The organism is Streptomyces sp. TLI_55, from assembly GCF_900206255.1.
GTDB classification, from domain to species: domain Bacteria; phylum Actinomycetota; class Actinomycetes; order Streptomycetales; family Streptomycetaceae; genus Streptomyces; species Streptomyces aquilus.
This window is the reverse complement of the sequence record NZ_OAOJ01000001.1, coordinates 1,700,206-1,720,580: the sequence shown is the minus strand read 5'-3', so window position 1 is coordinate 1,720,580 and position 20,375 is coordinate 1,700,206. Positions and strand designations below refer to the sequence as shown.

Here is a 20,375-nt window from a genome sequence, read left to right as displayed (position 1 = left end):
ATGAGACGTCGATGAGCCAGGCGCAGGAGCACGAGCAGAACGGGGCCGGCGGGCCTGCGGTGCCGCAGACGCGCACGGCGCGGCACCGCCGGATCGTGGACATCCTCAACCGGCAACCGGTGCGGTCGCAGAGCCAGTTGGCCAAGCTCTTGTCCGACGACGGGCTGAGCGTCACGCAGGCGACGCTCTCCCGGGACCTCGACGAGCTGAACGCGGTGAAGATCCGTAACACCGACGGGGATCTGATCTACGCCGTGCCCAGTGAGGGCGGGTTCCGTACGCCTCGGGCGCCGCTGGGGGAGTCGGCGAAGGAAGAGCGGATGCGGCGGTTGTCGCAGGAGCTGCTGATCTCCGCGGAGGCGTCGGCGAATCTGGTGGTGCTGCGGACGCCGCCTGGCGCTGCGCAGTTTCTGGCGTCGGCCATTGATCAGGCTGAGCTGCATGACATTCTCGGGACCATCGCCGGTGACGACACGCTGTTGCTGATCAGCCGGGATCCGGTGGGTGGGCAGGCGCTGGCCGAGCATTTGTTGCGGTTGGCTCAGAACGGACATTGAGTTTCGGGTGCGGGCTTGTGGGGGCTGGTCGCGCAGTTCCCCGCGCCCCTAAAGCCTTAACCGAGCCTTGCTGCCAAGCCGCCCGTGCACCTCACCTCATCGCCCGCCGTGATCAGCAGTGCCTCCACGTCCGGCAGGGACTCCAGCCAGCGCAAGCCCTCCCGCGAACCCATCGCGAACGCCGCCGTCGCCCAGCAGTCCGCCCACGTCACGCTCGGGGTCACCACCGTCACCGCGACCAGGTCCGTCACCGCGGAGCGGCCCGTGCGGGGGTCGACGATGTGGGCGCCGCGTTCGGCCGTGCCGGATGTCGCCACGGCCAGTTCGCTCGTGCCCGCCGCCGAGACCACCGCCGCCAGGCCCCCGGGGCGGAGCGGATCCGCCACGCCGACCCGCCACGGGCGCTGCGGCCCCGGCGTGCCGAGCAGTTGTACGTCCCCGCCGCCGTTCAGGCTGACCCCGGTCGCGCCCGCCCTGAGCAGATGTCTGGCCGCACGCTCCACCGCCCACCCCTTGACGATGCCCGTCGGGTCGAGCCGGCCCTCGTAGCGGAGACTGAACCAGCCGTCGCTCAACCGCTCGGCCTCGGCGCCCAGTTCGAGGACCTCGGCGACCTCCGGATCGCACTGCCCGACCGTCAGCTCGTCGCGGGCCAGCCGCGAGATCTGGCTGTCCTCGCGGTACGTGCTGAAGACGGCGTCGGCCCGGTGCAGCCCGGCCACCGCCTCCTCCAGTGCCGCGCGGACGGCACCGGGGTCCCCGCCGCGGACGTCGAAGGAGAAGACGGTCCCCATGACCTCCTCCGCGTGACGTACCGCGGCGGGAGCTTCTGCCGACTCGGCCACGGTGTCAGCCACCGGCCTGGTCCAGCGCCGACTGGAGGGACTTCTTGTAGCCCGCGCTGGTGTAGGTGGCCCCGGACACCGAGTCGATGTCCGCGCTGCCGGCCGCCACCGCCGCCGCGTTCAGCTTCGGCACGGCCAGCTCGGTCTTCTGCGTGCTCTGGCCGCCGCTCGGCGCCTGGACCGCCTCGGCCTTGGTGATCTTGCCGTTGCTGACCGTGATCCGGACCTGGACCGGGCCGTACTGGGTCTGCGCGACCGTGCCCGTGAGGGTCTTGGAGGCGGCGCCCTGCGCGGGGGCCGACGCGCCCTGCGAGGGCTGGGCGGCCGAGGCGGCGGCGTTCGCCTTGTCGATCGCCGACTGGAGGGACTTCTTGTAGCCCTCGCTCGTGTACGTCGCCCCCGACACGGTGTCGATGTCGGGACTCTGCTTGGCGACCACCGCCGCGTTGAGCTTGGGCACCGCCAGGTTGGTCTTCTCGGTGCTGGTCCCGCCCTGCGGCGCCTGCACCGCCTCCGACTTGGTGATCTTGTTGCCGACGACGGTGATCCGCACCTGCACGGCACCGTACTGGGTCTGCGCGACGTCCCCGGTGGACGTGCTCGTCCCCGCCGCCTGCGCCCCGCCCTGCGCCGACTCCTGCGCGGCGGCCGGCGGGACCGCGCCGCCCGCCGCGGACGCGGAGGCCGGGTCGGACGCCGGTTTCAGCGACAGCAGCAGCACGATCCCGGAGACGGTGGCGGCGCCGGCCAGGACGACACGCCGGATCGGATGACTCTTCCTCATGGCTGAATGAACTCCTGAAGTCTGGGGCTGCCGAGCAGAGTTGAGGGGCCGTGACGTGCGGGAGCGTCGCTCACATCTCGAACGACTCGTGGTGGATACGGCGGGCCGGGACGCCCGCGTCGCGCAGGGAGTCGTACACGGACTGCGCGAACCCGGGCGGCCCGCACAGGAACACGTCGTGGTCGTCGATGTCCGGCAGCTTCTGCCGCAGCCGCTCCGCCGAGATGTCGGGCCGCTCGCCGTCCGGGCTGTTGACCGCGTACATCAGCCGGGCGCCCCGCTCGTCGGCGATGGTGGCCAGCTCGTCCCACAGCGCCAGGTCCTGGGTGCTGTTGGCCCGGTAGAGCAGGGTGATGTCACCGGACGCCCCGGGCAGCGTCTCGAACAGCGCCCGCATCGGCGTGATGCCGACGCCGCCCGCGACCAGCAGCACCTTGCCGCGGCTGCGGCGCTGGGCGGTCAGGGCGCCGTACGGCCCCTCGGCCCACACCCGGGTGCCGGGCCGCAGTTCGCGCAGGCGGGCGGTGTGGTCGCCGATCGCCTTGACGGTGATCCGCAGCATGTCCGGGCGGGGCGCCGCCGACAGTGAGTACGGGTGGGAGCTGAACCGCATGCCGGGCGCCATGAAGCGCCAGCGGAAGAACTGCCCGGCCTCCGCGCCCATCCGGTGCAGCTTCTTGCCGCCGATCAGCACCGACACGATGCCCGGCGTCTCCTCGATGACCGCCTCGACGTACATCCGGTGCCTGAGGTTGAGGCGGAGCGGGGTGAGGATCCGGTACCAGACCACCAGCGCGGTGACGACACCGTAGAGCCCGTACCAGAAGGTCTTCGCGGTGGGCTGGACGGCGAACTCGTTGCCGGTGGTGATCTGGTGCCAGAACGTCAGGAACACCACGGCGTAGGTGAGCAGGTGGACGTGGTACCAGGTGTCGTACGGCAGCCTGCGCCGGACCCCGCCGACCGAAAGGAGCGCGATGACCACCAGCAGGCCGGTGCCGATCGCCGCCTTGCCCATGTCGGGCAGGGTCGTGACCATGTCCATGAACTGCTGCACGATGTCGCCGAGCGTCTTGCCGGCCTGGAGCGCGTACGCCCAGGTGATCAGGAAGACGTGCGCGATGACCAGGCTCACCGTGTAGCGGCCGCTCATCGCGTGCCAGCGGGCCACCCGGTCCGAGCCCACCCGCCGCTCCAGCGCCGGCACCCGGGCCATCTGGAGGACGACCAGCGCCATCAGATAGCCCGCGAGGAGGCCGGTGATCCGGCCCGCGGCGAGGATCTTCGCGGTGTTGTCCGCGAGGGAGGGGGTGTTGTCCCACCACAGCCACAGCACCGCCGCCGCGCCCGCCCATAGGGCGATCACCAGCGGGACGGCCGGGGAGCGGCGCGGGCGGATGCGGCGCATCGTCTGGCGGCGGGCGGCGCGGCCGCCTGCGAGCGTGGTGGTCACGATTCCTCCGGGAGCGGGGCAAGGGGGGTGGCGTGGTCCCTTGGTCCTCAGATACGTGCCGTGACGCCTGGGTGTTCAGCCGGTCGCCGAGTCGAGGGCGGACTGGAGCGACTGGCGGTAACCGTCGCTCGTGTACGTGGCCCCCGAGACCGTGTCGATGTCCGCGCTCTGCGCCTGGAGGGCCTCGGTCCGCAGCCGGGGGAGGGCGTAGCTGTTGATCTCCTGGTCCCGCGGATTGTCCGACGGATAGGCGACCGCCGTGACGTCGGTGAGCTTGCCGCCCCTGACCGTGATCCGGACCTGGACGGGCCCCCAGCGGGTCTGCACCGAGTCACCGGTGAACGTGCCCGCCCCGGCCGCCGAGGGGGCCGCGGAGGGGGACGTGACGGCTATGGCGGCCGGGGTGTCGTGCGGCTTCAGCGACAGCAGCAGGACCATGCCGGAGACGGTGGCGGCGCTCGCCAGCACGATCCGGCGCAGCGGATGGTTCTTCCTCAGTGCGTGCACGTGCGTGGCCTCACAACTCGAACGACTCGTGGTGGATACGGCGGTCGGGCACCCCGGCGGAGCGCAGCGCCCCGTACACCTCGCGGGCGAAGCCGTCCGGACCGCACAGGTAGACGTCGTGCCGGGCCAGCCCCTCGGGTACGGCCGCTCGCAGCAACTCGGCGGTCAGGCGCAGACGTTCGCCGCCCGGTCCGTTGAGCAGGTAGTGCACCCGCGCCCCGCGCCACCGCGCCAGCGCCTCCAACTCGCCGCCCAGCGCGAGGTGTTCGACCGTGCGCGCCCGGTACAGCAGGGTCACCTCGCCCGGCAGCGTCTCGAACAGCGCCCGCAGCGGGGTGACGCCGACACCGCCCGCGATGAGCAACGCCCGCTGCGAGGTGCGCCGTTCGGCGGTCAGCGCGCCGTACGGCCCCTCCGCCCACACCCGGGTGCCGGGCCGCAGCAGCGCCACGGCCGTGCTGTGGTCGCCGAGCGCCTTCACCGTGATCCGCATCCGGTCCCCGCGGGGCGGCGCCGACAGCGAGTACGGCGTCGACGTCCCCCACATGCCCCCGGTGAGGAACCGCCAGCGGAAGAACTGCCCGGCCTGCGCCCCGAGTTGCTCCAGCCCCTGCCCGTGCACGACGACGGACCACACGTCCGGCGCCTCCCGGTGCACGGACTCCACCCGCAGCCGGTGCCGCAGGTTCAGCCGCACCGGCACCAGCACCCGGAACCACAGCACCAGCGCCGCCACCCCCAGGTACAGCCCGTACCAGGCGGCCCGCACCGGACCGGCCGTGAGGTCGGAGCCCAGCTGGACCTGGTGGAAGAAGGCCAGGAACACGGCCGCGTACGTCAGCAGGTGGACGTAGTACCAGAACTCGTGCGCGACCCGGCGCCGCACGGCCCGCGCCGAGGTGACACCGACCGCCACGAGGATCAGCGTGCCGGCGGTCGCCTTCAGCATCTCCGGGTAGTCGAGGACCACCGTCACCGTCTCCTGCCAGAGCGACCGGCCGTCCTGCGCGGCGTACCCCGCGAGGATCAGCACGACGTGCGCCACCAGCAGACCGATCGTGTAGCGGCCCGCCATCGCGTGCCAGCGCGCCACCCGGTCCGAGCCGATCCGGCGCTCCAGCAGCGGCACGCGCGCCATCAACCCGACCAGCACGGCACAGGCGTACCCGCACAGCAGCCCGGCGATCCGCCCGGCGTTCGTCAGCCAGCCCGCCGCCCCGACCACGGAACCGGTGTGCGCCCACCACAGCGCGACCGCACCCGCCGCCCCGCCCCACAACAGGGCGAGCAGCGGGCCCGCGGGGGAGCGCCGGGCGGGCAGCGGCACGGGCGGCGCCGTCCGCTCGTACACGGTGGTCATGAGTACGTCCCGTACAGGGTGGTCATGCGCACGTCCTTTCGTCCTGCCAGGACGCCACTGTGCGGGCCGAACTTCTCAGAACCCTCTGAAGCGGCTGCCGCAGAGCGCACTCAGAGGAAACTCAGAGCAACCGGGGACGCGACGGTGACGCGCCAGGGGCCATCCTGGAAGGGCCATGAACACCACCCGCTCCGGCCGCCCCGCCCTCGCCCGCCCCGACGGCACCCCGCTGCGCGTCCTCGTCGTGGACGACGACGAGGACCTCGCCGAGGTCCTGTCCGGCGCCCTGCGCTACGAAGGCTGGCAGGTACGCACCGCCGGCGACGGGGCCTCGGCGGTCGCCGCGGCCCGCGAGCTATTGCCCGACGCCGTCGTCCTCGACGTGATGCTCCCCGACACCGACGGCTTCGCCGTGCTGCGCGGCCTGCACGCCGTGAAGCCCGACGTGTGCGTGCTCTTCCTCACCGCCCGGGACGCCGTCGAGGACCGGATCGCCGGGATCACGGCGGGCGGCGACGACTACGTCACCAAGCCGTTCAGCCTGGAGGAGGTCGTCGCCCGGCTGCGCGGACTGCTGCGCCGCGCCGGCATGGCCCGGCAGCTGGAGGAGGGCCCGCGGCTGACCATCGGCGACCTGGTCATGGACGAGGACGCCCGCGAGGTGACCCGTGCGGGCGAGCTGATCGAACTCTCCCCGACCGAGTTCGAACTGCTCCGCTTCCTCATGCGCAACCCGCGCCGGGTGCTCAGCAAGGCCCAGATCCTCGACCGGGTGTGGTCCTACGACTTCGGCGGCCGCGCCCATGTCGTCGAGCTGTACATCTCCTACCTGCGCAAGAAGGTGGACGCGGGCCGGGAACCGATGATCCACACCGTGCGCGGCGCCGGATACGTGCTCAAGCCGGTGACCCCGTGACCCCAGCTCTCCTGCGACGGTTGCCCCGTCCACACACCCTGCGCGCCCGGCTCACCTGCGGCCTTGTGGTGCTGCTGGCGGTGAGCTGTGCGGCGGTCGGCCTGGCGGCCGTCGTCGGGCTCCAGGGCTTTCTCGTGGGCCGCCTCGACGAGCAGCTGACCGAGGCCGGGAACCGCTTCGCGGTGAGCCTGGAGCACAACGGCACCCTCCCCGACGACCACGACGGTGACGAACACGGCGACACCCGCCGCCAGGCCACCGGCACCTTCGGCGCCCGGCTGGTCGACGGCACGGCCACCCACGCGGCGGTCGTCCGCCCGAGCGGCACCGAGAACGTCTCGCTGACCCGCGGCGACGAGCGGCGCCTCGCCGCCATCCCGGCCGACGGCAAGGCCCACACCGCCGACCTCTCCGCGCTCGACGACTACCGCGTACTGGTGACGACCGGCAACGACGGCGACGTCCTCATCACCGGCCTGCCCCTGGAGCCCGTCGAGGCCACGGTCCACCGCCTCGAACTGCTCGCCGGTATCGTCTTCGGCCTCGCCCTCACCGTCACCGGCGTGGCCGGGGCGCTCTGGGTGCGCTGGTCGCTGCGCCCGCTGAGCCGGGTCGCGGCGACCGCCACCCGGGTCAGCGAACTCCCGCTGGCCAGCGGCGAGGTGGCGCTGCCGCCCCGGGCCCCGGAGTCCGACCCCCGCAGCGAGGTCGGCCAGGTCGCCGGCGCCTTCAACCGGATGCTGGGCCATGTCGAGGACGCGCTCACCAAACGGCACGCGAGCGAGGAACGGCTGCGCAGCTTCGCCGCCGACGCCAGCCATGAGCTGCGCACCCCGGTGGCGTCGGTGCGCGGCCACGCGGAACTGGCGCTGCTGCACCCCGGCCCGGTCCCGCCGGAGATCACCCGGGCCCTGGAACGCATCGCCGCCGAGTCGGCCCGCATGGGCGAGATGGTCGACGAGATGCTGCTGCTGGCCCGGCTGGACGCGGGCCGCCCTTTGGAGCGCCACCCGGTCGACCTCACCATCCTGGTCCTGGACGCGGTGACGGACGCCCGGGCCGCGGGCCCCGATCACCGCTGGACGCTGGAACTTCCCGAGGAACCGGTCACGGTCACGGGCGACGCCCACCGACTGCAACAGCTGTTGGCCAACCTGTTGGCCAACGCGCGTGGGCACACACCTGTGGGCACCAAGGTGACGGTCTCCCTGGAGACCGAGACCGAGGCCGAGACCGAGGCCGGGGCTGAGGTCGGAACCGGGGCCGAGGCCGCCACGGCCGTCCTCACGGTCCACGACGACGGCCCCGGCGTCCCCGAGGACATCCAACCCGGCGTCTTCGAACGCTTCACCCGAGCCGACCGCCGCCGCACCGACGCCCCGGGCGGCGGCGCGGGCCTGGGCCTGTCGATCGTGGCCGCGGTGGCCGAGGCCCACGGCGGAGAAGTGAGCCTGCGCAGCGCACCGGGCTCGACCACCTTCACCGTCCGGCTCAGTACCGGGTGATCGCCGTCCGCCCGCCCGTCGTACCGATCGCGATGTGCGGCGCCTGCCCGGGATCGGCCCACTTCAGGATCCGGCGCATCGCGTCCGCCGACACGGACACGCAACCCGCCGTCGCCCCAGCCCCGTTGACGTGCAGGAAGATCCCGGCACCCCGCCCCCGCACCGGCTGCGCGTAGTTGAACCCGATCACCATGGCGTACGCGTACTGCTTCTCGTAGGCGATCAGATGCTCGGACTCGGCGGCCCGGCAGTCCTTGGCGAGGGGCTCGCTCCAACGGTTGTAGACGCGCGAGTCGTTGTCCTGACACCACCAGGAACTCCCGTGCACGGGACGGTACTTGTACGACGTCCCGCTCGGCGCGGCCTTGATGCCGAAGGCGTACGGCAGCTCGTACAGCCCCGCCGGCGTCGTGTTCGTGCCCTGCTTGCGCGAGGCGCCCTCCACAAGGCCGTTCGCCCCGAACCGCGCCTTCGCCGAACCGGCCTTCACCCACCGCCCGTTGTCGAGCTCCCACCAGGTGACCGTGCCGGAGGTGGCGGAGGCCTTCGCGGCCACCGCGGTGATCAGCTGGGTGCCGCCGCCGGTGTCGGCCATCCGGGAGGGAAGCGGCGGCTGCCCGCCGCCGGGCGCGGCGCCGAGCACGAGGAGGGACGCGGACACGAGAGCCGTGGCGACGGCGGGGGAGGCCATGGCTCAGACGGTAGAGGGCGGCAGCGGCAGCGGCAGCCCGGGTAGGCCGTCCAGGCTCGTCGCGATGTGCTCCTTCTTGGCGAAGTAGGCGCTCAGCGATTCGTCGTCCTCACGGGCGAAGCGCCTGGCGTGCAGGTCGCGGTCCTCGTCGTACGTCATGAAGGGCACCGCGTAGCCGCAGGAGTCCCGGATCTGCCGGGCCGTCACCACGATGATCGCCCGCAGGCCGTGCAGGCTCGGGTCGATGTCCGGGAAGTGCGTGAGCAGTTCCTTGAAGCGGGGGTCGTCGCGCAGCACCGCCTCGCCCTCGCCGTGCACCCGGACGATGTTGGGCGGTCCTTGGAAGGCGCACCACATGAGCGTGATCCGGCCGTTCTCCCGCAGGTGCGCGACCGTCTCGGCGGTGGACCCGGCGAAGTCCAGGTAGGCGACGGTCAGTTCGTCGATGACCGCGAAGGAGCCCTTGAGGCCCTTGGGGGAGAGGTTGACCGTGCCGTCACCGGCCAGCGGGGCGGTCGCGGTGAAAAAAAGAGGCTGCGCCTCGATGAAAGTGCGCAGCCTGCCGTCTATGCGTTCGTAAGTCTTTCCCATGTCTAACGATTATGGGCGCAAGTCTTTCGCCTGTCTAATGAATTGCGGGCTCCGTTTGTCCGGACCCCGCCGTGGCCGCCCCGGCCGGCGCGGAACTCGGGGCGGCCACAGCGCCTGTCACGTCACTTGGTGAGCGTGCAGGCAGCCAGGGAGTTCAGGCCCTGGGGCTTGGCGGCGGTCCGGCCGATGGAGATGGCGATGCGGTCGATGGTGGACGTCCGCTTGTCCTTCAGCGGGCCGAGGATCGCGTTCTGGACGAAGTTGGGTCCGCCCTGGCCGACCGTGTTGACCAGTCGCGTGTTGGCCTCGTTGATCTGCGTCTGCAGGAGGGCGAGGTTGCGGTCCACCTCGGCCTTCGCGGAGGCCGGAACGGCGGGGAGCTGGGAGGCGACGTCGGGGCAGCTGATGGTGCCGACGGCGGCGTTGCCCGTGTTCTTCCCGGCATTGCCCGCGTTGGCGTTGCCCGTGTTCTTCCCCGCGTTGCCGGTGTTCTTGCCGGCGTTCCCCGCGTTCCCCGCGTTCCCCGCGTTCCCCGCGTTTCCGGTGGCGCCCGTGGCGCCGGCGGCGTTCAGGGTGCAGGGTGCGAGGGCGTCCAGGCCCTGGGGCTTGGCGGCGGTCCGTCCGATGGCGGTGGCGATCCGGTTGACGGTCGCGACCCGCTTGTCCTTCAGGGGGCCGAGGATGGCGTTCTGGACGAAGTTGGGTCCGCCCTGGCCGACGGTGTCGACGAGGCGCTTGTTGGCCTCGTCGATCTGGGTCTGGAGGAGGGTGAGGTTGCGGGTCACCTCGGCCTGCGCGGAGGCGGGGATCGCGGGGAGCTTGGAGGCGACGTCCGGGCAGCTGATGGTGCCAGGGCTCGCCAGGGTGCGGGCGTCGGTGGCGCCGCTGCTCTTGGAGCTCTCCCCGGCGAGGGCGGAACCGGCGATCACCGCACCGGTCAGCACCAGTGCGGTGGCGCTGCCGATGAGGGCGACGCGGCGCTTGTTGTACTTAGGAAGAGCCCTGGACATGCGGATGCCTCACAAGGGTCGGGAGTGTCTTCGAGTTCCTGGTGTGTACAAACGCGGCGCCTGCGTTCGGGGTGAGGTACGCGCAAGCGGTTTCTCCTGTTCAAAGGGAAACCAAAAAGAGGGTCAGATTGACGAATCATGCATAGGTCTGCATACTCATGCATAACCTTGAATGCGGCGATGAGGAGCAACGCAAGTGAGCAGCAACAGCGGTGACGTCCGGCTCTGGGGCGGCCGTTTCGCCGACGGTCCCGCCGAGGCCCTGGCCAAGCTGTCCGCGTCCGTGCACTTCGACTGGCGGCTGGCGCCGTACGACATCGCCGGTTCGCGTGCCCACGCGCGCGTGCTCCACAAGGCGGGCCTGCTCACCGAGGACGAGCTCCAGCGCATGATCGCCGGGCTCGACCAGCTGGAGGCCGACGTGGCCTCCGGTGACTTCGTCGGCACCATCGCCGACGAAGACGTCCACACCGCCCTGGAGCGCGGCCTGCTGGAGCGCCTCGGCCCGGACCTCGGCGGCAAGCTCCGCGCCGGCCGCTCCCGCAACGACCAGGTGGCGACCCTCTTCCGGATGTACCTGCGGGACCACGCCCGGATCATCGGCGGTCTGATCGCCGACCTCCAGGACGCCCTGATCGGCCTGGCGGAGGCGCACCCGGACGTGGCGATGCCCGGCCGCACCCACCTCCAGCACGCCCAGCCGGTCCTCTTCGCCCACCACGTCCTGGCCCACGTCCAGTCCCTGTCCCGGGACGCGGAGCGGCTGCGCCAGTGGGACGAGCGCACGGCCGTGTCGCCGTACGGCGCGGGGGCCCTGGCCGGTTCCTCCCTCGGCCTGGACCCGGAGGCGGTGGCCAAGGACCTCGGCTTCGAGCACGGCAGCGTCGGCAACTCCATCGACGGCACGGCGTCCCGTGACTTCGTCGCGGAGTTCGCCTTCATCACCGCGATGATCGGGGTGAACCTCAGCCGTGTCGCCGAGGAGATCATCATCTGGAACACGAAGGAGTTCTCCTTCGTGACCCTGCACGACGCCTTCTCGACGGGCTCGTCGATTATGCCGCAGAAGAAGAACCCCGACATCGCGGAGCTGGCGCGCGGCAAGTCGGGCCGCCTGATCGGCAACCTGACGGGCCTGATGGCCACCCTCAAGGCGCTGCCGCTGGCCTACAATCGGGACCTCCAGGAGGACAAGGAGCCGGTCTTCGACTCCTGTGACCAGCTGGAGGTCCTGCTCCCCGCCTTCACCGGCATGATGGCCACCCTCACGGTCAACCGCGAGCGCATGGAGGAACTGGCCCCGGCCGGCTTCTCCCTCGCCACCGACATCGCCGAGTGGCTGGTCAAGCAGGGCGTCCCGTTCCGCGTCGCCCACGAGGTCGCCGGCGAGTGCGTCAAGGCGGCCGAGGCCGAGGGCAAGGAACTGGACGAACTGACGGACGACCAGTTCGCCAAGATCTCCGCCCACCTGACCCCGGAGGTCCGCACGGTCCTCAACGTCCAGGGCGCCCTGGCCTCCCGCAACGGCAGGGGCGGCACGGCCCCGAGCGCGGTGGCGATCCAGCTGGCGGAGGTGAAGGCGGACGTCGCGGCGCAGCACGAATGGGCGACGGCGAAGAAGTAGGCCTGGCTTCAACGCCCCCATGGGCCGCAGGCCCTATGGGGGCGCGGGGAACTGCGCGACAAGCCACGACGTACCGCACCCGCCAAAACACCGCACAAGCCGAGCTCTCCGGCGAACGGCATCCCGCGTTACGTTGTGGGCATGCCCTTCGCCCGACTCGCCACAGCCACCACCCCCACCTGTCACATCGGCCTCGGCCTCGCCGCAGTCGGCCGCCCCGGCTACATCAACCTGGGCCGCGACGAAGACCTGGGCCTCGCAGAGACCCGCAGCGTCGAATCGCTGCGCACCCGCACCCACGAACTCCTAGACGCCGCCTACTTCCAAGGCGTCCGCTACTTCGACGCGGCCCGCTCCTACGGCCGCTCGGAGGAGTTCCTCGCCGACTGGCTGAACGCCCGCCCCGACATCGACGACGTGGTCATCGGCAGCAAGTGGGGCTACACATACACCGCCGCCTGGACGACCGACGCCGAGAAACACGAGGTCAAGGACCACAGCGTCGGCACCTACGACCGCCAGCGCGGCGAGACCGCCGAACTCCTCGGCGACCACCTCGACCTCTACCAGATCCACTCGGTGACCCCGGACAGCCCGGCCCTCACCGACAAGGAACTGCACGCCAGGCTCGCCGAGGCCGCCGCCGACGGCATCAGCATCGGCTTCTCCACCAGCGGCCCCGCCCAGGCGGACGCCATCCGGGCCGCCCTGGAGGTCACGGTCGACGGCGAGCCCCTCTTCCGTACCGTCCAGTCGACGTACAACGTCCTGGAGACCTCCGCCGCCCCCGCCCTCGCCGAGGCCCACGACGCCGGACTGACGGTCATCGTCAAGGAGGGCATGGCCAACGGCAGGCTCGCGGACCCGTACGCGCCGGACGCCCTGAAAGCCGTCGCGGCGGAAACCTCCCTCGGCTGTGACGCGGTCGCCCTCGCCCTTGTCCTGCGCCAGCCCTGGGCCGGTGTCGTCCTGTCCGGCGCCGCGACCGCCAACCAGCTGGCCTCCAACCTGCACGCGGCCGTAGTGGACCTGGACGAGGACCAAATGGCCCGCCTTGCCGAACTGGCGGAGGAGCCGCGGGCGTACTGGGAGAAGCGCGGCAGCCTTCCCTGGCACTGAGAAAACCCTGGTCGACACGACAGCCGTGAGACATCTGCGCCCGTTGTGAGACATGAATGTCTCATATGGGCTAGGGTTGTCTCATGGCTGTCGATCGCGACCACGCGCTGCGCAGTGCCGCGGCCCTGCTGACCCGCAAATCCACCGCGACCATGGACGAGGTCGCCAAGGCCGCCGGGATCAGCCGGGCCACGCTGCACCGCCACTTTGCGGGGCGCGACGCACTCGTACGGGCTCTTGAGGCGCTCGGCATCGAGGAGTGCGAGGCCGCGCTGGACGCGGCGCGTCTCGACGAGGGCCCGGCGCGGGACGCCGTCCACCGTCTCGTCCGCGAGATCGAACCGGCCGCCGCCCTGCTCGCCTTCCTCTACACCGAGAACCAGCTGTTCGAGGGCGAGGAGCAGAACCCCGGCTGGACGAGGATCGACGACCGCATCGCGACGGTGTTCCGGCGCGGACAGGCGGCCGGTGAGTTCCGTATCGACCTGACCCCGGTCTGGCTCACCGAGGCGCTGTACGGCCTGCTGGCCTCCGGCGCCTGGGCGGTGTCGGAAGGCCGCGTGGCCCGCAAGGACTTCACCCACATGATCGCCGAGCTGCTCCTCGGCGGCGCACTGAGGCACCACGCAGAACCGAGCACAGAACCGAGCACAGAACCGAGAGAGGAATCATGACCAGCACCCTGCAGCCGACGACCACGACCGAGGCGGTGACCAAGCGCCCGGGCCGTTGGCTCGCGCTCTCCGTCCTCGTGCTCGCCGTGCTGCTGGTGGCCGTCGACGCGACCGTCCTCGGTCTCGCGACCCCCTACATCAGCGAGGACCTGAACCCCACCGGCTCCCAGCTCCTCTGGATCGGCGACGTCTACTCCTTCGTCATCGCGGGTCTGCTCGTCTCCATGGGCAGCCTCGGCGACCGCATCGGCCGCAAGCGCATCCTCCTCATCGGCGCGACGGCGTTCGGCGCGATATCGGTGCTCAACGCCTATGCCACGACTCCGGAGTTGATGATCCTCGCCCGCGCCCTCCTGGGCGTCGCGGGCGCGACGCTCATGCCGGCGACCCTCGCCCTGATCCGCAACCTCTTCCACGACCCGCACGAACGCAGCCTCGCCGTCGGCATCTGGGGCGCCACGGCCTCCGCGGGCACCGCGATCGGCCCGATCGCCGGCGGTTTCCTGCTCGAACACTTCTGGTGGGGCTCGGTCTTCCTGATCAACCTGCCCGTGATGGCGGTCCTCGTCCTCGTCGGCATCAAGCTGCTCCCCGAGTCGAAGAACCCGAACCCGGGCCCGTGGGACCTGATCAGCGTGACCCTGTCCCTGGTCGGCGTGATCGCGGTGGTGTACGCGGTCAAGGAGACGGCCACGCACGGCTTCGGCTGGGAGATCCTCGGCGTCGGCGCCCTCGGCGCGACGGCCCTGTACTGGTTCGTCCATCGCCAACTGACCCTGCCGACACCCCTGTTGGACATGCGCCTGTTCCGCAACCGCGGCTTCAGCGCGGCGGTCCTGGCCGACCTGCTGACCATCCTCGGCCTGTCCGGCCTGGTCTTCTTCCTCTCCCAGTACCTGCAACTCGTCCAGGGCAGGCGCCCGTTGGAGGCGGGCCTTGCCGAACTCCCCGCCGCGGTGGGCGCGGTGGCGGCCGGTCTGGTCGCGGGCTGGGCGGCCCGCCGCTGGTCGGTGCGCGCGGTGGTCTCCGGCGGCCTGGCGGCGGTGGGCGTGGCACTGGCCTCGCTGACGGTCATCGACCAGAGCACGGGTTACCCGCTGCTCGGCACCGCCCTGCTGGTCGTCGGCATCGGCGCCGGCTTCTCCTTCACGGTGACGGCGGACGTGATCCTCTCCAGCGTCCCGAAGGAACAGGCGGGCTCGGCGTCCGCAGTATCGGAGACGGCGTACGAACTGGGCGCGGCCCTGGGCATCGCGGTACTGGGCTCGATCGTGACGGGCGTGTACCGGGGCTTCACAGCTCCGGCGGGCACACCGGAGGGCGCCCACGAGTCGCTGGGCGGCGCGGTGGAGGCGGCGGGGGGAATGCCGTCAGGCCAGGCCGCGGCACTGCTGACGTCGGCGCGAGAGTCCTTCGTGGACGGCTTGGCGATCGCGGCAGGCGCAGGCGCAGCGGTCCTGCTGTCGACGGCGGTGGCAGCGTGGTTCTTGTTGCGAAACGCGCGGTTGGACAACGCCCTCTAGGGGCGCGAGGCTGTGTCGATGTGCGGCTCCGCCGCGTGGGCGCGACCAGCCCCCACCCGCCCGCAGCCGAAAAACTACGCCGCTTCCTTCGCCTTGGTCGCATACATGTCCACGTACTCCTGCCCGGACAACCGCATGACCTCAGCCATCACAGAGTCCGTCACAGCCCGCAGCACATACCGATCCCGGTCCATCCCGTCATACCGAGAGAACTCCATCGCCTCACCGAACCGAACAGTGACCCGGCCCGGCCGGGGCATCCCCGCACCGCCCGGCTGCAACTTGTCCGTGCCGATGACGGCGAACGGCACCACAGGCGCCCCCGTCATCATGGTCAGCCGCGCGATACCGGTACGCCCCCGGTACAGCCGCCCGTCGGGGGACCGCGTCCCCTCCGGGTAGATGCCGAAGACCTTCCCCTCCTCCAGCACCCGCCGCCCGGTCATCAGCGCGGCGACGCCACCACGTCCACCGTCCCGGTCCACCGGAATCATGCCGACGCCGGTGAAGAACCACGCCATGAGCCGGCCCTTCAGGGTCTTCCCGGTGACGTACTCGTCCTTGCCGATGAAGAAGACCTGCCGGTCGCAGACGAGCGGGAGGATCATCGAGTCGATGAAGGTGAGGTGGTTGCCGGCCAGGATGACCGGGCCGTCCCCGGGGATGTGCTCGGCGCCTTCCACCTGTGGGCGGAACATCAGGCGCATGATCGGTCCGAGCACTGCCTTGATGAGCGCGAAGCGGGACAACGGGCCCTCCGGTGTCAAGGGAATCGGTGTAAGTCTGTGCAGGTGAGGACGATACTCGCGGCCCGGGGGGTCTTGCACATCGGGTTCACCGAGGTCTTACGCAGTGTTGACGCGGGTTTACCTGCGATGGCGCGCGGAAGACCGGCCGTAACCGGATGGCCATCATGTGACGGACATCGCGTCCGCGCCCTGACGGGCTGTCAACTTGCGCCTCATGCACGACATCCCGAGTCACCCGCGTGTTCCGCCGCAGGTCTCCCCGCGGTCATGCACACGCACCTACGATCGGCCCGCACTGACGAGCCGACGCAAGGAGGGCGCTCATGGGATCGCAGGATTCTCAGGCCGTGGACGGGCAGACGGGTGTAACCGGACGGCGGGCGCTCCTCGGCGCGGCCGTGCTCGGCGCCGGGGGAGCGGTCCTCGGTCTGTCCGGTACGGCGAGGGCCGCCGCGGCCGACGGGACCGCCGAGGCGCGGCACGGCGGCGGGCTGAGAAGCCTGCCGGTGCCGACGATCATCGGCCACCGGGGTGCCAGCGGTTACCGTCCCGAGCACACGTTCGGGTCGTACCAGCTCGCCCTCGACCTCGGCGCGCACGTCGTCGAGGCCGGCGACCTGGTGCCCACCAAGGACGGTCACCTGGTCTGCCGCCACGAGCCGGAGATCGGCGGGACGACGGACGTCGCGGACCACAAGGAGTTCGCCGACCGCAAGACGACGAAGGTGCTGGACGGCGTCTCCGTCACCGGCTGGTTCACCGAGGACTTCACGCTCGCCGAGCTGAAGACCCTGCGTGCCGTCGAGCGCATCCCGGCCAACCGCCCGCACAACACCCTCTACAACGGGCGCTGGGAGATCCCCACCTTCGAAGAGGTCCTGAAGTGGCAGGACGAGCAGACCCGCAAGCGCGGCAAGCAGGTGTGGATCTACCCGGAGACCAAGCACCCCACCTACTTCCGCAAGCTCGGCCTGGGCCTTGAGGAGCGGGTCGCCAAGCTGCTGCGCAAGTACGGCAAGGACGGCCGCAACTCCCCGGTGATCCTCCAGTCCTTCGAGCCCAGCAGCATCCAGCGCCTGAACCGTCTGGTCGACAACCCGCTGGTCGTCCTGCTCTCCTCGGCGACCAGCCGCCCCTGGGACTTCGTCGAGGCGGGCGACCCGCGCACCGTCGCCGACCTGATCACCCCCGCCGGGCTCCGCGAGATCGCCGGTTACGCCCAGGGCATCGGCCCCACCCTCGACCTGGTCATCCCGAAGGACGCGAACGGCGACCTCACCACGCCGACCACCCTCGTCGCCGACGCGCATAAGGTGGGGCTGATCCTGCACCCCTACACCATGCGCAACGAGAACCCCTTCCTGCCGACGAGCTTCCGCAAGGGCACCGACCCCGACGCGTACGGCGATGTCTTCGGCGCCTGGAAGACGTACTTCGCCACCGGCATCGACGGCGTCTTCACCGACAACGCCGACACCGGCCTGCTGGCCCGCGAGGACTTCGTCAACAGCTGAGCGCCCGCCCCCGATCGGGGTGACAACCGGCCGTCCGGGCAACCCGCCGCCCGGACGGCCGCGTCGTGAGCCATATGACGTACGACCTGGTCACCGCCCCGCAGCATGAACTGCTCGCCACCCTGCGCCCGCTGCTCACCGCCGAGGCCTCCGCGGAGGCGCACGCCTCCGGCGCCGAGGCCGGCGACCTGGAGCAGGCGGTCTGGCTCCGCCTCCTGGAGCGCCTCGACACCGACGGCCCGCCCGTGGACCCGCCGGGCTGGCTCCGCCGGGCCGTCCGCTCCGAGGTGCGCCGGTCCCGTCGTACGACGAGACTCGAACGGCCCTATGAGACCGAGCCCGCGGACGAGGCCGGCGGCAGCCCCGAGGACCAGGTCCTGGCCGCCGCGCGGCGCCGGGCGCTGCGGGACGCGGTACGCCGGCTGCCCGGCCGGTGCCCGCGGCTGATGGAGGCGCTGCTCTCCCCGAAGGACCTCACCTACCGGGAAATCGCGGGGGAGTTGGGTATCTCACAGGGCAGTCTCGGTCCGGAACGTTCCAGATGCCTGGGATGTCTGCGTCGATTGCTCACACCGGAGGTTGCGGCCCGCGGAGCGCGGGGATAGGAGTGAGGGACGACAGGCGATCAGGTGAGCGGGAGGCGTGCGCACATGGGCATGAGCGTGACCATCTCTGCGGCGACCGTGCAGGACGCGGAGCAGATCTTCAGGTTGCAGTACCTGTGCTTCCAGAGCGAGGCGGCGCTGTACGGCAACTACCGCATCGATCCGCTCGTCCAGAGCCTGGACTCGGTCCGTGAGGAGGTCGTCTCGGACTGCGTCTTCGTGGCCCGGCTCGGCGAGGAGGTCGTCGGCTCGGTCCGCGGCCATGTCACCGAGGACGGCTCGGCCGCCATCGGCAAGCTCTGCGTCCACCCCCGCCTCCAGGGCCACGGCATCGGCGCCCGGCTGCTGAGGGCTGCGGAGTCGGCCCTGGCCGAGGAGCGCGGCGCGACCCGCTTCCGCCTCTTCACCGGCCACCGCAGCGAGGGCAACCTCCGCCTGTACCGCAAGGTCGGCTACGAGGCGGTGGGCACGTCCCAGGGCAACGACGGCGTACCGATGATCGTCCTGGAGAAGCCGGCGGGGACGTACGCGGCTACCGCGTAGCGGTGGTGGTGCCGGCCTTCCGGAGCCAGTACAGCGCGGACAGGGGCAGCAGCACGGGGATGAAGATGTACCCCATGCCGTAGTCCGACCACACCGTCGCGTCCGGGAAGGCCGAGGGCTCGATCAAGGTCCAGGTACCGACGATCAGCACACCCGCGAGCTCGGCGGCGCAGCACACCTGCGCCGCTTTGCGGGCGGTCTCGCCGCCCCGGACGAGCGAGTACGTGATGAACCCGTAGACCACGCCCGCCACCGCGGACAGCGAGTAGGCGAGCGGCGCGCGGTCGAACTCGGTGGCGATCTGGTACGCCGAGCGCGACACCGCACCGACCACCATCACCCCGTAGAGCCAGACCAGCAGCATCCCCGGCCCGCTGATCAGCCGCGTCGGCTTCTCCTCGGTCGTCGCCACTTCAGCCTCCCCAGATGTCATAGAGCCGCACCTCAAGGACCGCCAGCACCACACCGCCGCCGGCCGCCGTCACCGAGCCCCACTTCGAGCGCTCGGTCAGCGACATCAGCCCCGCCGCCGGAACACACGCGAACGCACCCAGCAGATACGCCACGAAGATCGTCGTCCCCTGCTCCGGCTTCTCGCCCCGGGCCAGCTGCACGATCCCCACGATCAGCTGGACGACCGCCAGCAGCGACACCACGCCCATCCCGATGAAGTGCCAGTCCTTCGTCGGCTGGTCACGGTAGGCGGCCCAGCCGCACCAGGCGGCGAGCAGCAGCGCGGCGACGCCGGTCACGAGCGTCAGGGCATCAAGCATGCAGCGACCTTATTACGGCGCGGAAGACCGGCCGGGGTCGGCCCCGGCCTCGCCCCGAGCCCTCGTGCAGAGAGATTCGAGCAAGCGGCGCGACCCCGTAGGGTCGAGGGCATGAAGATCCGTGCACAGGCCATGCTTTTCGACAACGACGGCACGCTCGTCTCCTCCCTCGCCTCCGTGGACCGCTGCTGGGCGCAGTGGGCCGAGGAGTACGGCATCACGGCCGAGGACTTCGCGCGCGTGGAGCTGCACGGCCGACCGGCCGTCGAGATAGCCGCCGACCTGCTGCCCGCCGAGATCGTGCCCGAGGCCCTCGCGCGGATCGAGCAGCTGGAGGTCGAGGACGTCCCCAACGACGGCGTCCAACTGCTGCCCGGCACCCGGGACTTCCTCGCCGCGCTGCCCGCCGACCGGTGGGCCGTCGTCACCTCCGCCACCCGGCGGCTCGCCGAGGCCCGCCTCGACGCCGTCGGCATCCTCCCCAAGACCCTCGTCTCCGCCGACGACATCACCCGCGGCAAGCCCGACCCCGAGCCCTACCTCCTCGCCGCCCGCGAACTCGGCGTCGACCCCGCCGACTGCGTCGTCTTCGAGGACGCCCCCGCGGGCCTCGCGGCCGGCCGCGCCGCCGGGATGATCACCGTGGCATTGACCACAACGCACCAGGTCCACGAGCTGGAGGCCGACCTGGTGGTCGAGAACCTGTCGGCCTTGTCCGCACTGGTCACCGCCGGGGGAGTGGAGATCTCCGTCCGCGCCTGACCCTGTCCGCCGCTGTCCAGCATGCGGACAGCGGCGCTTGGTAAGGACCATGCGTCTGCTTTACTGATTCCATGACCACGACGAGCTGCCGCACCTTTGCGACCGAGGCGACCATGACGCCCGGTGCTCGCTGTATGTGTCGAATGTGCGCCTTCTAGAGGGCCCCCGCACCACCCCCTGAGCCTCGCGCCCCGAAGCGAGCAGCTGTGGCATGTCCGTACCGGCCCCGCCGTACGTGACCGTGCTGCCCCGCGCACACCCGTTCCTCTC

General features: G+C 71.1%; 22 protein-coding genes. 11 read left to right on the top strand and 11 right to left on the bottom strand.

The features are described 5' to 3' along the window. Positions 1 to 11: 11 nt before the first annotated feature. A complete protein-coding gene (locus tag CRP56_RS08025) occupies positions 12 to 557 on the top strand; it encodes an arginine repressor (protein WP_059196460.1) in 546 nt (181 codons plus the stop codon). 56 nt (positions 558 to 613) lie between these two features. Here the strand turns inward: CRP56_RS08025 and CRP56_RS08020 are convergent, their stop codons facing one another. The 5 genes from CRP56_RS08020 to CRP56_RS08000 all read right to left on the bottom strand — a co-directional run bounded on the left by CRP56_RS08020 (position 614) and on the right by CRP56_RS08000 (position 5,506). After that, the gene (locus CRP56_RS08020) at positions 614 to 1,414 is read right to left on the bottom strand and encodes an FAD:protein FMN transferase (protein ID WP_373559631.1); all 801 of its coding nucleotides are present in this window, start codon (positions 1,412 to 1,414) and stop codon (positions 614 to 616) included. Next, the gene (locus CRP56_RS08015) at positions 1,407 to 2,186 is read right to left on the bottom strand and encodes an FMN-binding protein (protein ID WP_097261650.1); all 780 of its coding nucleotides are present in this window, start codon (positions 2,184 to 2,186) and stop codon (positions 1,407 to 1,409) included. The genes CRP56_RS08020 and CRP56_RS08015 overlap by 8 nt, the downstream gene beginning before the upstream one ends. A gap of 70 nt (positions 2,187 to 2,256) precedes the next feature. Next, the gene (locus tag CRP56_RS08010; RefSeq protein WP_165951302.1) at positions 2,257 to 3,639 is read right to left on the bottom strand and encodes a ferredoxin reductase family protein; all 1,383 of its coding nucleotides are present in this window, start codon (positions 3,637 to 3,639) and stop codon (positions 2,257 to 2,259) included. Positions 3,640 to 3,714: 75 nt separating this feature from the next. Then, a complete protein-coding gene (locus CRP56_RS08005; RefSeq protein WP_097261647.1) occupies positions 3,715 to 4,146 on the bottom strand; it encodes an FMN-binding protein in 432 nt (143 codons plus the stop codon). A gap of 10 nt (positions 4,147 to 4,156) precedes the next feature. Continuing rightward, entirely contained in the window at positions 4,157 to 5,506 is a 1,350-nt protein-coding gene (locus tag CRP56_RS08000) for a ferredoxin reductase family protein (protein WP_097261644.1), read from the bottom strand. A 175-nt stretch (positions 5,507 to 5,681) separates the two neighbouring features. Between CRP56_RS08000 and CRP56_RS07995 the strand changes: the two genes are divergently transcribed. After that, the gene (locus tag CRP56_RS07995; RefSeq protein ID WP_059196454.1) at positions 5,682 to 6,422 is read left to right on the top strand and encodes a response regulator transcription factor; all 741 of its coding nucleotides are present in this window, start codon (positions 5,682 to 5,684) and stop codon (positions 6,420 to 6,422) included. An 11-nt stretch (positions 6,423 to 6,433) separates the two neighbouring features. Then, positions 6,434 to 7,927 (top strand): sensor histidine kinase, encoded by a 1,494-nt coding sequence (locus CRP56_RS07990; RefSeq protein WP_097273831.1) that lies wholly within the window; start codon positions 6,434 to 6,436, stop codon positions 7,925 to 7,927. Here the strand turns inward: CRP56_RS07990 and CRP56_RS07985 are convergent. From CRP56_RS07985 to CRP56_RS07975, 3 genes are all read right to left on the bottom strand, one after another. Next, complete coding sequence (locus CRP56_RS07985; protein WP_097261642.1) at positions 7,914 to 8,618, bottom strand: L,D-transpeptidase family protein; 705 nt, start codon at positions 8,616 to 8,618, stop codon at positions 7,914 to 7,916. The genes CRP56_RS07990 and CRP56_RS07985 overlap by 14 nt on opposite strands. A gap of 3 nt (positions 8,619 to 8,621) precedes the next feature. Beyond that, complete coding sequence (locus CRP56_RS07980; protein WP_097261640.1) at positions 8,622 to 9,209, bottom strand: pyridoxamine 5'-phosphate oxidase family protein; 588 nt, start codon at positions 9,207 to 9,209, stop codon at positions 8,622 to 8,624. A 122-nt stretch (positions 9,210 to 9,331) separates the two neighbouring features. Next, positions 9,332 to 10,219 (bottom strand): hypothetical protein, encoded by an 888-nt coding sequence (locus CRP56_RS07975; protein WP_097261638.1) that lies wholly within the window; start codon positions 10,217 to 10,219, stop codon positions 9,332 to 9,334. 196 nt (positions 10,220 to 10,415) lie between these two features. Between CRP56_RS07975 and argH the strand changes: the two genes are divergently transcribed. The 4 genes from argH (at position 10,416) to CRP56_RS07955 (ending at position 15,159) form a co-directional block, all read left to right on the top strand. Next, positions 10,416 to 11,843, top strand: a complete 1,428-nt coding sequence (gene argH / locus CRP56_RS07970) for an argininosuccinate lyase (protein WP_097261635.1) — start codon at positions 10,416 to 10,418, stop codon at positions 11,841 to 11,843. A 141-nt stretch (positions 11,844 to 11,984) separates the two neighbouring features. Beyond that, complete coding sequence (locus CRP56_RS07965) at positions 11,985 to 12,962, top strand: aldo/keto reductase (protein ID WP_097273828.1); 978 nt, start codon at positions 11,985 to 11,987, stop codon at positions 12,960 to 12,962. 83 nt (positions 12,963 to 13,045) lie between these two features. Beyond that, positions 13,046 to 13,636, top strand: coding sequence for a TetR/AcrR family transcriptional regulator (locus CRP56_RS07960; RefSeq protein WP_097261633.1), 591 nt, complete (start codon positions 13,046 to 13,048; stop codon positions 13,634 to 13,636). Then, complete coding sequence (locus tag CRP56_RS07955) at positions 13,633 to 15,159, top strand: MFS transporter (protein ID WP_097261631.1); 1,527 nt, start codon at positions 13,633 to 13,635, stop codon at positions 15,157 to 15,159. The genes CRP56_RS07960 and CRP56_RS07955 overlap by 4 nt, the downstream gene beginning before the upstream one ends. A 74-nt stretch (positions 15,160 to 15,233) precedes the next feature. Here CRP56_RS07955 and CRP56_RS07950 read toward each other — a convergent pair whose 3' ends face one another. After that, a complete protein-coding gene (locus CRP56_RS07950; protein WP_079311818.1) occupies positions 15,234 to 15,908 on the bottom strand; it encodes a lysophospholipid acyltransferase family protein in 675 nt (224 codons plus the stop codon). 323 nt (positions 15,909 to 16,231) lie between these two features. On the opposite strand from CRP56_RS07950, the gene CRP56_RS07945 reads away from it, so the two are divergent. From CRP56_RS07945 to CRP56_RS07935, 3 genes are all read left to right on the top strand, one after another. Next, positions 16,232 to 17,422, top strand: a complete 1,191-nt coding sequence (locus CRP56_RS07945) for a glycerophosphodiester phosphodiesterase (protein ID WP_097261630.1) — start codon at positions 16,232 to 16,234, stop codon at positions 17,420 to 17,422. 74 nt (positions 17,423 to 17,496) lie between these two features. Then, on the top strand, positions 17,497 to 18,027 hold the full coding sequence (locus CRP56_RS07940; protein WP_097261627.1) for an RNA polymerase sigma factor: 531 nt from the start codon (positions 17,497 to 17,499) through the stop codon (positions 18,025 to 18,027). A gap of 45 nt (positions 18,028 to 18,072) precedes the next feature. Beyond that, positions 18,073 to 18,570 (top strand): GNAT family N-acetyltransferase, encoded by a 498-nt coding sequence (locus CRP56_RS07935; RefSeq protein ID WP_097261625.1) that lies wholly within the window; start codon positions 18,073 to 18,075, stop codon positions 18,568 to 18,570. Here the strand turns inward: CRP56_RS07935 and CRP56_RS07930 are convergent. Both CRP56_RS07930 and CRP56_RS07925 read right to left on the bottom strand, forming a co-directional pair. Continuing rightward, positions 18,560 to 19,003 (bottom strand): hypothetical protein, encoded by a 444-nt coding sequence (locus tag CRP56_RS07930; RefSeq protein ID WP_373559630.1) that lies wholly within the window; start codon positions 19,001 to 19,003, stop codon positions 18,560 to 18,562. The two genes, CRP56_RS07935 and CRP56_RS07930, sit on opposite strands and share 11 nt — an antisense overlap. After that, on the bottom strand, positions 18,984 to 19,343 hold the full coding sequence (locus CRP56_RS07925) for a hypothetical protein (protein ID WP_097261620.1): 360 nt from the start codon (positions 19,341 to 19,343) through the stop codon (positions 18,984 to 18,986). Before CRP56_RS07925 ends, CRP56_RS07930 begins: the two co-directional genes overlap by 20 nt. A 111-nt stretch (positions 19,344 to 19,454) precedes the next feature. Here CRP56_RS07925 and CRP56_RS07920 point away from each other — a divergent pair, with 111 nt between their 5' ends. Then, positions 19,455 to 20,105: an HAD-IA family hydrolase gene (locus tag CRP56_RS07920; protein ID WP_097261618.1), complete on the top strand. Its 651-nt coding sequence runs from the start codon at positions 19,455 to 19,457 to the stop codon at positions 20,103 to 20,105. Positions 20,106 to 20,375 lie beyond the last annotated feature (270 nt).

Bases quoted from the DNA above. Each gene is read 5' to 3' on its own strand.
- CRP56_RS08025 (WP_059196460.1), top strand. From the start codon at position 12: ATGAGCCAGGCGCAGGAGCACGAGCAGAACGGGGCCGGCGGGCCTGCG.
- CRP56_RS08015 (WP_097261650.1), bottom strand. From the start codon at position 2,186: ATGAGGAAGAGTCATCCGATCCGGCGTGTCGTCCTGGCCGGCGCCGCC.
- CRP56_RS08000 (WP_097261644.1), bottom strand. From the start codon at position 5,506: ATGACCACCGTGTACGAGCGGACGGCGCCGCCCGTGCCGCTGCCCGCC.
- CRP56_RS07995 (WP_059196454.1), top strand. From the start codon at position 5,682: ATGAACACCACCCGCTCCGGCCGCCCCGCCCTCGCCCGCCCCGACGGC.
- CRP56_RS07985 (WP_097261642.1), bottom strand. From the start codon at position 8,618: ATGGCCTCCCCCGCCGTCGCCACGGCTCTCGTGTCCGCGTCCCTCCTC.
- CRP56_RS07980 (WP_097261640.1), bottom strand. From the start codon at position 9,209: ATGGGAAAGACTTACGAACGCATAGACGGCAGGCTGCGCACTTTCATC.
- CRP56_RS07975 (WP_097261638.1), bottom strand. From the start codon at position 10,219: ATGTCCAGGGCTCTTCCTAAGTACAACAAGCGCCGCGTCGCCCTCATC.
- CRP56_RS07965 (WP_097273828.1), top strand. From the start codon at position 11,985: ATGCCCTTCGCCCGACTCGCCACAGCCACCACCCCCACCTGTCACATC.
- CRP56_RS07960 (WP_097261633.1), top strand. From the start codon at position 13,046: ATGGCTGTCGATCGCGACCACGCGCTGCGCAGTGCCGCGGCCCTGCTG.
- CRP56_RS07955 (WP_097261631.1), top strand. From the start codon at position 13,633: ATGACCAGCACCCTGCAGCCGACGACCACGACCGAGGCGGTGACCAAG.
- CRP56_RS07945 (WP_097261630.1), top strand. From the start codon at position 16,232: ATGGGATCGCAGGATTCTCAGGCCGTGGACGGGCAGACGGGTGTAACC.
- CRP56_RS07940 (WP_097261627.1), top strand. From the start codon at position 17,497: ATGACGTACGACCTGGTCACCGCCCCGCAGCATGAACTGCTCGCCACC.
- CRP56_RS07935 (WP_097261625.1), top strand. From the start codon at position 18,073: ATGGGCATGAGCGTGACCATCTCTGCGGCGACCGTGCAGGACGCGGAG.
- CRP56_RS07930 (WP_373559630.1), bottom strand. From the start codon at position 19,003: ATGACATCTGGGGAGGCTGAAGTGGCGACGACCGAGGAGAAGCCGACG.
- CRP56_RS07925 (WP_097261620.1), bottom strand. From the start codon at position 19,343: ATGCTTGATGCCCTGACGCTCGTGACCGGCGTCGCCGCGCTGCTGCTC.
- CRP56_RS07920 (WP_097261618.1), top strand. From the start codon at position 19,455: ATGAAGATCCGTGCACAGGCCATGCTTTTCGACAACGACGGCACGCTC.